This is a genomic window from Lysinibacillus sp. GW823-FHT02G10 (assembly GCF_058797135.1).
Genome location: NZ_JBXAJI010000005.1, coordinates 1 through 13,559 on the forward strand (window position 1 = coordinate 1; position 13,559 = coordinate 13,559).

The following is a 13,559-nucleotide window of genomic DNA, read 5'->3' on the forward strand; positions in this document are numbered from 1 at the left end:
TACTTCAATAAAATGCCGTACATTGTTTCTTAGTAAGCAATGTACGGCATTATTTTTTGGGGATAACACAAATGACATATATAATAGAAGAAACTCATGTGAATTTCGGTTCACTTTCCTTCCCCTATTTAAAACTAACTTTCACACCAAATTACAAAAGCATACTTATTGCCTATAAAACGCTGGTATATTTTATGGCATTTCTAACATTTGACCCTTATCTTGATTGTGTAACTTTGTTAAAATGATATCAGTTTAGGAGGGTAAAACTATGAAAAAACTATCAATTTTTATGTTGCTCATGATGCTTGTTAGTCTAGTCATTTGGCAGCCTCAATCTGTCTATGCAGACGAGCTATCAGGACATATGCATGAAAGTGGTCTACGCTATTTAATTCAGAAAGATGCATTACTAAAGGATGCAAATGGAAGCTATCGTCCAAATGCTACGGTTACACGCGGTGAATTCGCCACATACATAGCAAAAGCATTAAATTTGGACACAAAGAACGAGATAACGTTTACAGATGTGTCAGACACATATTTATTTGCAAATGAAATTAAGCTTGCCGCAACTGCTGGAATTATTACTGGTTATACGGATGGCTCATTTAAGCCAGATGACCGTATTTCAAGAGAGCATATGGCAGTGGTGCTAATCAGAGCAGTTGATTATTTAAAAATACCAAAAGGTACTTCTTCTATTACCTTCAAAGACAATACAACTATTTTTAAAGATTTCCGTGAGGATGTTGCAATCGGTGCACAATTAGGACTTATTAAAGGTAGCTCCAATGGCATGTTTTTACCAAGAGACAATGCCACAATTGGTGAGGCATCGACATTTATTCTACGATTAATACTTCTTGCTGATCAGCTTGAAGCTGGTAAAAATGAAAACAATGGTAACTCCGAAAATAACGGTAATACTAATAATGGGAACAACAATAATACTGGTAATAACGGTAATACTACTGCATATATCGTCAAAGAAGTTTCCAATGGTAACTTGGTAGACAAACAAACCTTTACTAGCTTTGAAGCAGCTGAAAAGGCGATGACGACTAGTTCCTTAGTGATTACTCAAAATGATAAAATTATTAAAATGACTTCAGGTTATGTTGTAACGAATAATTATGTTGCTCTAAATTCTGAAACGATTAAGGATCAAATCGCAGTTGCGGGTAATACAGAAATGGAGTATCTAGGTAGTGATGCCACACAAGTAAAAGTACGCTTAGCTGGTCATACTGGCTATTTAAAGCAGGCTGACGTTACCTTAATTCCTTCTGCTTTAGTGAAAGGCCGTTCTTATTACACAAATGAGTACGGTGAAATAAAACATACTTTATATGATTATAAAACTAATAAATATTCTGCTAGTTACGTGTATGGCAAGGCACCTAGCTTTATGAAGCAGGGTGAGAAATACTTTAGCTGGGATGGCATCAACTTTACCAATGCTGATGGTTCTTCAAAGGGAGAAGCCTATAACTACTATCAGTTCTTACCAGCTCGTGCAGCAACTCAATATACAGCAGATGAGCTAGATCAATATATTGTGGGAAAATTAGCAGAGGTTGAAAGCTCAGGTGCTTCGATTTATAAAAATGCCACAACTAAAAGTAAACTACTTGGTTTAGGCTCTGTATTAAAAGAAGTGGAAGCCAATTCTCATATCAATGCTATGCTTATTTTATCCTTAGCACAGCATGAGAGTGCCTATGGTATGAGTGATCACGCTCAAAATCTAAACAATCTATTTGGCTTATATGTCTATGATACAAATCCACTAAACAAGAAGTTTGATAGTGTGGAAGCCAATATTAATGAGCTAGTTGAAAAATTCCTTCAGCCAAATTATATTACGCCAGGTGGACGTTATACAAATGGCGCAGTTGTTGGTTCTAAGGCTATCGGCTTCAACGTAAAATACGCTTCAGATCCATTCTGGGGGGCAAAAATTGCAGGACATTACTATCGTGCAGAAAAAGCTTTAGGCTTTAAAGATGCAAATAATCCCTATAAAATCGCTCTCACAACAACTGCTGGACTAAATGTTCGTGCAGATGCATCAACAAGTCAAAGTCCACTTTTCACATTTAGTAAAAGTAATATGCCTGTCATCGTTACAGATACAAGCTCAAATGGTTGGTATCAAATTGTTTCAGATAAACTAAACACTGAACCTGGATATATAAGTAAGGATTATATTAAATTCATCAATACCGTGAAATAACGTAAATGGCTGTCTCTTAATAAATGAGACAGCCATTTACTGTTGTTGAAAAAAGATAAAGTCACTGGCAAAAAGGCCTTTTTATAAGGCAGGAGGTTGATTTCCGTTCCTCCAGCCACCTTTCCAGGGGCCGTCCGATGAGCACTTCACTTACTTATGTTCGCTCTAGGCTCTCCTCTGTGACGCTCAATCAGGAGTGATGTTGGCTCCTCTCCAATCACCCATGTGCAAAAGTGTCTTTTCCTTATCTTTCATACTAGCTAGCAAGCAATCTAATTAGCTTTTATTTGTATGATTAGAGAAAATTTTATGGCCATTTTATCAATTAGTTTGTATTTTTCTTATATGGGTATATAGAGAATAAGAAAAACGATCCCAAAGGCTAGTACATCTTTGGAATCGTCTCTTAATCAATTATTGTTTTTTATAATATTGCAAAATACCATTATAAATAGATTCTGCAAATAATTTAACGTATTGATCATTTGTCATTTTACTGTTATCCTCTGCATTCGTTAAGAAACCAAGTTCTACTAGAATAGAAGGGATCACCATATTACGAATTACGTAGTATTGCTCTTGCTTGACACCACGATTTTTCATATTTAAATTGTTGACAATTTGATTATTAACATATGTCGCTAAATCAATGTCTTCCTGATACATATCTCCTGTAGATATTGCATAATATGTTTCAGTACCAGACGCTGACGTATTAGCAGCAGAGTTGACATGAACACTTACAAAAATTTCACCATAGTTTGCTTGAGTAAAGTCTACGCGATCTTGTAAGGATGGATACGTATCACCAGTACGTGTCATATAAACTTTTGCACCAGCATTCTCTAGTAATTGTTTCACTTGTGTGCTGACTTTTAATGTAATGTTCTTTTCAGAAGCAGAGCCCTTTACTGTACCTGGATCTTTACCACCATGACCTGGGTCTAGGATGATAATACGATTTTGTAAAGGTTTAGCTGTTTGATTTAATAGTTTCAAATAAGACTTGTGAACATAGCCTGATTGGCCATTATAGGTGATTTCTGCCCAGTAACCATTGATGTTATTAACTTGGACATACTCTCCTTTATTCAGCTTAAATAACACGGCTGATGTAGAGTTACTTTGACTGCGAACATTTAAATTAGCAACCGTTACTCTTCCTAGCACATCACCAGAAGCTGGTGGTGTTGGATCTGGATTTGGATTTGGATTTGGATTTGGCTTTTCTTCCTCCACAATATCCGTAGTGCTATTCGCTACAATATAACCTGGTAAACCATTTACTTGTGTTAAGTAATAGCCACCAATTGTTTTGTAGACAGGAAGCTTTTCATTCGCTTTAATCGATGAAATTACTTTTGCTGATGAAGTAGGCTTCACATATAAATTGACAGCATTTTTTGTTGTTACTTCTTTTTCGACTGTTCCTAACGCATTGCCATCTGCATCTACAAATTCTGCATATTGCTTATAGATATAGGCATACGCGCCTTTATAAGTAACCTTTAGCCAATTACTTTCAACAGCGTAGACTGATAATTTACCGCCAGTATTGACTTTGCCTACAATGTTCGTGCTTGAAGTAGAATCTTTTGACTTACGGATGTTTAACCCATCTGTAGTGACCTTCACTAAGCCTATTACTTGTGATGTATCTGGAACTTGTACACCTTTTACAGGAAGCTCTAATCGATATTTTTCACTGTTTGCACGCGCCACGAATAATGAGAATTGTGAACGTGTTACAGTGCCATTTGGTAAATACGTATTACCTGTTCCGTTTGTAATACCATTATAATAGATGGTATTGATATATTTCACATATTCATGTGTGATTCCTACATCAGTAAATGGTGAGTCGATCCCCTCATACTCACTAGTATCTAAATTAAAAGCCTTTGTTAATACATAACTCATTTCTCCACGAGTTAGAGGCTTATTTGGTAAGAATTGACCTTTTATATTTTTGTCGAAAAATCCTAGCTGTACAGCACGTTCTATATAACCTGACATTTCAGTGCCGACTGTAACATCTGAAAAGCTAGATTTATTTACAACTAATGGTTTATTACCAGAGGCAACAACAACCATTTTAGCTGCTTGTCCTCTTGTTACACTATTATTTGGGCCAAAGACTCTCTTACCATTCACAAAGTAACCTTGAATTACCCCCAAATTTACTAAATAATTGATTTCTTCATAGGCTGGGTGATTTTTAGTAACATCTTCAAATGTGATATTCGAATTGTTAGCTGCACTGACACTTGCACTATGTATCGTAAACATAGAAGCCGAAATGAATAAGACGCACAAGATAAGACTAATTTTTTTGATGTTCAATGTCTTATTTCCTCCCTTCTTGTTCTCTTAACGTGTCCATTTTAACAAAATTAGCTAAATAAAGCATCATACAATAGAACTGTTAAAATTTAATTTTCCAATTCACATCCTTTCCTACAAAATTATCATAAAAATAGAAGAGTCTGCTATTGCAAACCCTTCTTCCATTATACGCTATTCAAAAGATCATTTCTTGCAATCTATGACACAATTAAAGTGTTAACTTTATGAACTTATTGTTGAATTCTTTCAATAAATACTTTTAATTGTTCGATTTTTAGTAATTCATCAGAACCGAAGCTACCGTCTCCGTCACCATTTGTAATGCCATTTGATGCTAGAGTAGAAACATATTCATTAGCCCAGCTCTTTTGAGGCACATCACTAAAAGCTACACTTCCACCATTATTTTCAAGACCAAATGCTAGCACTAATACTTTAGCAATTTGTGCACGTGTAATTGGTGAAGACGGGTTGAATTTACCATTTGCATCGCCTTCAAAGATACCTAATTTTGCTACAGCTGCAATAGCACCTGCATGAGCATATGTAGGTTTTACATCTACGAAACTAGTAGTAGTATCAGATGTATCTAAGTTTAAAGCTTTTGCAATTTGTACTGCTACCTCTGCACGAGAAGCATATACGGAAAAGTCAATAGCTGCTTGTTTTACTTCAGCTTGTTGTTGAGCATCAAATGTTGCCACACGTTTAGCACCTACATAACGATCGCCCCAATAATATGGGTCATTAACATTTGAGTAGCTTACACCTTGACCAGTTTGAGAGTGGATCATTTTACCATCACCTATGTATATCCCCACATGTGAAATACCACTACCACTTGTATTGAAAAATACTAAATCGCCAACTTGAAGATCACTCTTGGCAACTGCAGTACCTTGTTGATATTGAGATCCTGACGTACGGTTTAATTGAATGCCTAAGTCTGAAAATACTTTAGAAGTAAAGCCAGAGCAATCAAAACCGCTTGTTGTAGTACCGCCGTATTTATATGGAACACCTAAATATTTAGAAGCTGTATCAGTTAAATCTGCTTTAGACGCTGCTTCAGCAGTATTAATATTAGTAGTTGAAAATAACATAAATGATGCAAAAATTGGTAATAACCATTTCTTATTCATACTTTTGTTATACCCCTCTCAAAACTTTTTTGCCTATACATAGACTATCACAAAAGAGGCGAATGTTATTTTTCAATTGTGTAACGGTTTTAGACAGCAAAAAAACGCTGTAATACCAACGTTTGGTGGTATTTCCAGCGTTAAAAAGGGGATTTTTTTATCGTAATTTGGAACTTTCGTAACATTTCTGTAATATTAGCGATTCTTTGTTACACAACAACTTATTGACTAGAGAACATTTGGACCCAATAGTAATTTCCTTTGCTATCCTGTGCTATTGCAACACCTGTGTTCGTATAGTGCTCTTTTAAAATATTATCTCGATGGCTAGGTGAAGCCATCCATGCCTTAACAGCAATTTCAGGTGTTTTAATATTTCTAGCAATATTCTCTCCAAAACTTGTATAGTTGTAATCAAATAATGTCGCTAAATCCCAGGGTGCCCCATAAAATGGAGAAACGTGTTCAAAATAATGGCGATTTACCATGTCTTGTGCTTTGATAATAGCAATTTGTGTCAGTTCCGAATCATAAGTAACAGGTTCTAGCTTATTCTTCTGTCTTTCAACATTTATTAATTCAATCACCTTTTTTGACCACTCAGAAGAAAGGTTTACAGTTGGGATATAATCCTTTGCTAGATAGTCATAGGCTACTTCCAATGCCTTAATTTTTTGTTGAAAAACCATGCTTCGCTCAACAAATACAGCAAACTGTGCACGTGTTACCAATTGGTCAGGAGCAAAATGTTTAGCATCCACTCCACTAATAATGCCGATATCTGCTAAGGATTCAATATAGTCTTTTGCCCAATGCGTACGCGTAATATCCGCAAACTGGCTATTATTTTTGCCATCTACTTTAATTTGGTAAGCTAGTGCTAGCATTTTGGCAACCTGCATACGCTTTAAAGGCTCTTCTGGATGAAAGGCATCACTTTTTTGAATAACTCCCAGTTTAACAAGCTGGCAAATTTCCTTGTAATATGGATGTGTTGTAGGAACATCCTTGAATTTTACAGGGTTCTCAATGTCAATGTTTGTTTGAAGAGAGCGAGCAATGGCAGCAGCAGCCTCTGCCCTTGTAATAGCTTGCTCTGGCTTAAAAGTGTTGTCGTTGTATGTAGTCATATATTGTTTTGTGAGCATATGTTGAATCGAGGCATTTGCCCAGTATGAATTTGTCACATCTACTGCCTTAGCAGACGCTGCTTCTACTTGACTAAAACTAGTTAAACTTCCTACGGTTGCAGCTATTGAAAGTACCATTATACTCAATAATTTTTTCAACAGGGCGACCTCCTCACGTTGGCAAAATGAAAATGTATCAAATGGTACCTCCCAGTCAAAGCGACCATTTATACTATAAGATACGAATTTCAGATGATATAGTTTCACTTTTTTGGAAATTAATATTAGGATTCATTTTTTCTTACTTATAAAAGGAGTTTTCCCGTTATATTGATTGGGAAAACTCCTTTTTTATCATACTATTGAATCATTTTAAGATAGTCTTCTAGAATGCGGTAATTATACACTAAGCCCTGTTGCTCAATTGAAAAATTACTATAATCTTTTTGAGCAGCTAACACTTTTTTCTCGAATGAGGAGCTGTCTGGATCAATATTTCCGATCGCTTGAACAACTTTGAGAACGGCAGCCACATCTTTTTCAGCCTGCTTTAAGACATCCTCATTAATGACCTGTCCTTTAATTTTAGAGTCCAATGCCTTATAGGCAGCAACGGCATTCGCCACATCTTCAATATACGTTGAAGAGCTTGGAGACAGTCCCGCTATGATCTCCACAACCTTCTTCACATCAGCTAAACTTTTCTCTGCTTCGAGTAAAAGAGCATAATTGGAGATACGTTGTTTATCTGTCGTATTCAAACTATCATATTCTTTACGCGCCGCTTCCACCATGCCAAAGTAATATTTATCCTTTGGATTCAATTTAGCAATATTATTATAAACCTTTATAACATTATCTAGCGAAAGCAATAGCTGGTCGTTATAAACATAGCGACGTTGATCCGCATTGAGCTTATCATAGGCTTTTAAAATCTTTTGGTATTGGCTATTCATATCTTTTGCCGTTAGCAATCGGTCTATATCTTCTACAATACTCATTACAGGCTTTATTAGCTTTTCCTGATCTTGTAGCACTTTATAATTTTGAACAGCCCGTTGCTGATCCTTTGGTAAAGCATTGTAAGCAGCACGGATTTCTTGAATACGTTTCACATATTGCTTTGGGTCAACGGATGGTAAGTCATCAATCATTTGCATGACATTACCAGCACCTAAAATACTAGACTCCGCTGCTTGCAATAAGTAGTAGTTTGTCACATATTGCTTCATATCGTCAGGTAGTGCATCGTAAAGTGAGCGTGCTCGTGATGTATCTTGAAGGAATGTGTTACTTGAAGATTTAAGTTTACTAATCAATTCCATTACATTAGAGACAGGCTCGAATTTTAAGAGAATATTAATATTATCGATGTATTTTTTTTGATCTTTCGATAATTTATCATACGCTTTACGTGCTGAGTTTACCTTACTAACAAAGTTTGTTGATTCTGGATCTAGTTCATTAATTTGAACCATCACACTTAAAATTGGTTTCACTGCTTTTTCACGTGTTGTTAAATCTTTAATATTCGTCACTAATTTCTTTTGGTCAGATGACAGCTTATCGTATGCTACACGCGCATTCATCAGCTTCGTTAAATAGTCCGCATCTTGCACTTCTGTTAATTTAATTAGCTCGACTACACTCTGTGCTAATCCCTGTTCATTCTCTGCTGCTACCAGTGCATCATAGTTTACGATCGCTTGCTGCTTCTCTGCTGGCAATGCATCATAAAGCTCACGCGCTGTTTTCATATCTTGATAGAAAGTTTTACTTGTTGGCTTTAATGAGGCAATGAGACCAATCAAGGAAGCAACATCCTCTACAGCAGTGAGATTAGCATAGTTTGTCACTCGCTTTTGGGAAACTTGATCAAGTGCATTATAGGCTTTACGTGCATCAAGAACCTTTTTTGTATAATCCTTATTTGTTGGATTTAAGGCATCAATCATTTGGATAACCTTGATTACCGCCTTGTTATCCTTTTCATAGGAGCTTAACATTTTGGCTTGCTCCACTAGCTTCTGTGCGTTCTTATCCATTGCTTTATATTCTAATGTAAGTTCGGCTACCTTTTTGACAAATGTGTCAGGGCCTTCATTTGCTAAGGCTAGAATACGGTCATCAAATGCTTTGGCCGTATTGATATAGCCTTGTGCGTTTGTTAGGTGTACATAATTGATGACCTCGTCTTGAAGTTTTGGCTCTATATTATTTAATGCGTTATAAGCACCCGTTGCCTTTTGCACATCATCTTTATAGGTCTTTTTTGAAGTATTTAAAGCATCAATTTGAACAATAACATCTATAACAGGTACTTTTTTACTCAAGCCCTTATAATTTAAAACAAACTCCTGATTAGCATTATCTAGTTTGGAGTAAGCCGTATAAGCTGACTTTGCTTTAGAAATATAGCTTTTAGAGGAAGGATCCAATTTTTCAAATTGAGAGATGACATTAACAACCGATTTATAGGATTTCTCTAAATCTGTTAGCTCTTTAATATTCGTTACGCGCTTTTTAGCTGTTGGTGATAACTCATTATAGTTTGCTCGTACGGTTAATATTTTTTCAATAGCTATATTTTTATCTAGCAGATCAATTTCCTCAATAACGTCTTTTACTGCTTTTTCCTCATTAATTAAAGCCTCTACTTTTTCTATCAGCTGTGTTTTTAAATTGCTAAGTGCTTCTTCATAGCCACTACCTTGTGAATCTAATTGATCTACTAGATTTTTCAATGAAGCAAGCTGTGTACCATAGTCAGCTGTTGGTTTTAATGTAGCAATTTTTTTCGATAAATCTGCGTATTTTTGGAACAGTGTTAGTTTTGTAGCTCCTTGCACTAACGCTTTATCATTTTCATTTAACTTGTTAAAGGCAGTCCAGGCAGAGAGCGTCTTACTTTCAAAAGTTTTTGCAGTTGGATCTAGGCTATCAATTAACTTATCTACCTTTAACGCAGCACTTAAATTTTTCTCCCAAGATGTCAGCTCGGCTAAATTACTGACGATTTTTTTTACATTGCTTGGATTGATTGTTATTCCAGTTGGAGCAGGTGGATTATCATAAGCTGCACGTGCTGCTTTAATGGCAGCTACTTTTTCACTGTCTGCTTTAGGCTCAATCAATTTTATAAGGGCTTCGATACTTTCAGCTACAGTAATATTGGCTATTGCTGATTGTAATTCGTTCGCGTTTTTAACAAATCCTTTATCAATTGTTAGGTTATCATATTCTGTTTTTAGTCCAGTAACTGCGGTACGATATGACGCTTCTTTGGATACACGCAATCCTGAAATGCTTTTTGAAATATTTGCTGCCTGAAGATATTGTGCAATACTTTCATATTCCGTTTTTAATAATTGTTTTGAGGCAGCATCCAGACTATTATAGGCTTTCTCAACAGCTGCCACAGCACTAATAAAGCTTGAGGCTGAAGTGAAATCTGCAGGCTGCTTACCTTTTAATTGCGCAATACTAGAAGTCACTTTTTCTAGAGCAGATAAACCTGACAAGGCATCCTTATACTTCTTAAAAGGTGTGATTTTATCATCTTTTGGATTATAAGCTTCGACTACTTTCTTTTGCTCTGCTGTCAGTGCATTATAATTCGTCGTAAAGCTATTCATTCCAGGTGAAATAGCTGCATAATCTGTAGATTTCTCTAATAGCTCAACTAGCTGATCTAATTCTGTAGTGACAGCTTCTGCTTTTGCTGCGTCCACTTTCAGCTTACTTAACTTGTCAACATCCATTCCCTTGCCTTTAAAATAGACATTGCGTGCTGCATCATCATAGCCATATTGCAACGCTGTACCACGAACTGTTGAGGCAATACTTTTGGCATTATTAAGTGCGGCTGTGACAGCTGCTTCAAATTCCTTTTGAACAGTTACATACGCTTTTAGATTATCCGTGCCGATTTTTAAAAAGTTATCATATTTCTTATCGAAAGCGGCTACATCTGCAATAAATGTTTTACTTGTAAACGAGATTCCTGTCATTTCTTTTCCTAATTTTTGTAGCTCACTTAATAAGCTACGTTGCTCCTCCAAATAGCGATACTTCGCTTCAATAAATGCAACTTCGTGTTCATTAAAACCTGCAGCACTTAAAACTTGAAGGTCACCTTTTGCAATAACCATGTCATCAGCCGATGAGTTCTCCGACAGCTTACCAAATTGTGCAATAAGCTGCTCCCTTGTCGTTGCAGCTGCTACCTCGTTCGTATAGGCAACTTGCTCCGTATGTGTTGTGACGCGGGATTGTGCATCATTTTCCTGTGCGTTCGCTATAGCCGTAGGTGCCAATAAAAGACCTGTTATGACCCCTGCTGTCAATTTTCGATTCAATCGAACCACCCTTTCATCGTTTATGTATAGGAAAATGATTGTGTTCATTTTCATTTAGAATTTATGACTTTAGTATCGGTAAAAATTGCTTTATTTCAAGCCATTCTAATATATTTACAAAATGAGACATATCAAAAGTAATTTTTCTAAATTACTAGCTAGAAAAACAGGAAGTTATTTCAATTATACTATACAATGGTGTTATATAAGGTTTTCACCAATTGACATATAATAAGAGATTATGTTTTTTCAATGAATTTATTGGAAAAAAACAGCTATTTTCATATGTCATAATATCTTTACAAGGTGTATACTACAACTTTGATATCCTATTTTGGAAGAAAGGACGCTGTTTTATGTTTTACCATTATAAGTTCTGGCATAGCTTAAAAAATCCTACCTACTTTACTAGCATCGTAGAGGAAGGCGAGGTCATCGGATATAAAAAAAGAGTACTAACGGTGTTCATTCTTTTCATCCTGTTGTTTGCTGCTCGCGAATATTGGGGAATGGGGACAGAAAATTTAACATCCTTATTCGCAAAGGATTTACAAAATGAATACTATGTAGCACGTATACTTTCGATGCTTGGTGCCGTTTTATGGGCAATCGTCTATTTTTGCTTCCACTATTATGGTGTTACCTATCTTTTACATCTATTAACGGACATTCCTTATACTTGGATAAAAAGAGTACAGCTTTATGTTGTAGCCTTTCTATTAATTGAAAAAGCAATCCTCTTTGCTGTTTTCTATGCAGTAGGCTATACAACCATGTTTTCTTTCTTCTCCTTAGCTCCTGCTGCCTTACAGGTGATTGAAACAGATTTCGTGTTATTTACCCTCAATCAATTGACGGTTACAACGGTTTTAATCATTATTGTACAGTATCTCTTTCTATCAAAATGGGAGGAAGAGGCTAGTAGAAAAATGTTAGTAGTCAAATTGATTGGTATACAGCTATTTATGGCCCTTTTTGTTGGCTTGATTAGTGTACTACCAATTAAAGAATGGATTGCTAGGGGGTTAGGATGATGGCATTTATCAAAACAAGACCATGGACAACTACGACCATCGTGTTAGCAATGCTAGTAATCGGCATAAATGCTTATTTTGTCTTTAAAGATAATAGCAACGTGACACGATCCTACTTTATCGATGAATTTCAAAAAGCTTATATCGGCACGAATACAGAGCGTGTTCATAAAGAAACCATTGTAGCACCTGCTGAGACATACACGATTACTGCTGATGCAACTAACTTATCAGCTGTGAATGTAAAGCGTGGCCAAGAAGTGATGATGAATGATGTACTTGCTACCTATAAAACGGATGAGGTGGATGAGGAGTTAACAAAGCTTGAATCTGAACGCACAGCCTATGAAACAGAATTACAAGATTTACAGGATGCACTTGATCAAATTGAGGATGAATATGGAGACGATTCTAATCCAAAAAGCTCCATTAATACGGATCAAATCAATGACAAGCTATCCGTAACGCTAAAATTAGAGCTTGCTCAACAAAATTCAGCATCTACAGCAGTTGCCCTGTTAAATCGACATATTGCCGAAACAAATCGTCAAATTGCGTTACTTGAAGCCCAAATTACACAAATTCAATCTCGTCAGGGTATTGTCAGCCCTATTGATGGTGTTGTGGCAGCGATTAAGGAAGAAGCTGGTGCGCTAACTTTTGAAATCTATTCGAATGAAAAAGCAATGTATGCCTATTTATCAGAAAAGGAATGGCAAAAGGTGGAGGAAGGGCAAACTGTAGATTTCAAGGTGAAACATGTCAAGGATGATCTATCTGGCATCGTATTAGAAAAACAAACGATTGCTACTGACGATCAGACAGTTTGGGCAAATGAGTTAGCCAAAACGGCTGCCTTGCCACAACCAACTAATTATGAAGTGACCTTACAGCAAGATGCCCCACTCGAGGACATCCCATTTTCGACAACTGGCAAAGCCTCTATTATTGTCAACGAAGCATTCGATTCCTATAAAGTCGATAAATCGTGGCTAGCCACAGCTAAAAAAGGGAACAAAAAGCTGTATATCATCAATCAGGACGGTAAAATACAGCTAATTGATGTCAATGTACAATTTAAAACGGCTAAGTCAGCTATTTTTATGGATTATCTTGATGAAGGTACGCCAATGCTCTCGAATGAGAAACGTAATCTCGAAGCCTATACCTTCAGAACATTACCTGTTGAGAAAATCCAATGGAGCCATTTTAAAGAGCTAACTTGGAAGCAATATGTGAAATATATCGTTTTCTAACCTAAATCCGCCTCGTCTTTTTATGGACAAGGCGGTTTTTTTTACAAAAGAAAT

At 36.2% G+C, this 13,559-nt stretch carries 7 protein-coding genes; 3 read left to right on the plus strand and 4 right to left on the minus strand.

Annotated elements, in window-relative coordinates:
- Positions 1–271: 271 nt before the first annotated feature.
- Entirely contained in the window at positions 272–2,239 is a 1,968-nt protein-coding gene (locus tag AC1RFD_RS15680) for an S-layer homology domain-containing protein (protein WP_492475058.1), read from the plus strand.
- A gap of 414 nt (positions 2,240–2,653) precedes the next feature.
- Here AC1RFD_RS15680 and AC1RFD_RS15685 read toward each other — a convergent pair whose 3' ends face one another.
- The 4 genes from AC1RFD_RS15685 to AC1RFD_RS15700 all read right to left on the minus strand — a co-directional run bounded on the left by AC1RFD_RS15685 (position 2,654) and on the right by AC1RFD_RS15700 (position 11,215).
- Positions 2,654–4,582 carry an N-acetylmuramoyl-L-alanine amidase gene (locus AC1RFD_RS15685; protein WP_492475059.1) on the minus strand — a complete coding sequence of 643 codons (1,929 nt, stop codon included), beginning with the start codon at positions 4,580–4,582 and terminating at the stop codon, positions 2,654–2,656.
- A 233-nt stretch (positions 4,583–4,815) separates the two neighbouring features.
- The gene (locus tag AC1RFD_RS15690; RefSeq protein ID WP_009371892.1) at positions 4,816–5,727 is read right to left on the minus strand and encodes a C40 family peptidase; all 912 of its coding nucleotides are present in this window, start codon (positions 5,725–5,727) and stop codon (positions 4,816–4,818) included.
- 221 nt (positions 5,728–5,948) lie between these two features.
- Positions 5,949–7,016 (minus strand): CAP and S-layer homology domain-containing protein, encoded by a 1,068-nt coding sequence (locus AC1RFD_RS15695; protein ID WP_492475060.1) that lies wholly within the window; start codon positions 7,014–7,016, stop codon positions 5,949–5,951.
- 200 nt (positions 7,017–7,216) lie between these two features.
- Entirely contained in the window at positions 7,217–11,215 is a 3,999-nt protein-coding gene (locus AC1RFD_RS15700) for a cell wall-binding protein (RefSeq protein WP_492475061.1), read from the minus strand.
- Between the two features lie 356 nt (positions 11,216–11,571).
- Between AC1RFD_RS15700 and AC1RFD_RS15705 the strand changes: the two genes are divergently transcribed.
- Together AC1RFD_RS15705 and AC1RFD_RS15710 are read left to right on the plus strand one after the other, a co-directional pair.
- On the plus strand, positions 11,572–12,249 hold the full coding sequence (locus AC1RFD_RS15705; protein WP_369354337.1) for a hypothetical protein: 678 nt from the start codon (positions 11,572–11,574) through the stop codon (positions 12,247–12,249).
- Complete coding sequence (locus tag AC1RFD_RS15710) at positions 12,249–13,505, plus strand: HlyD family secretion protein (RefSeq protein WP_492475062.1); 1,257 nt, start codon at positions 12,249–12,251, stop codon at positions 13,503–13,505. Before AC1RFD_RS15705 ends, AC1RFD_RS15710 begins: the two co-directional genes overlap by 1 nt.
- Positions 13,506–13,559: the final 54 nt, after the last annotated feature.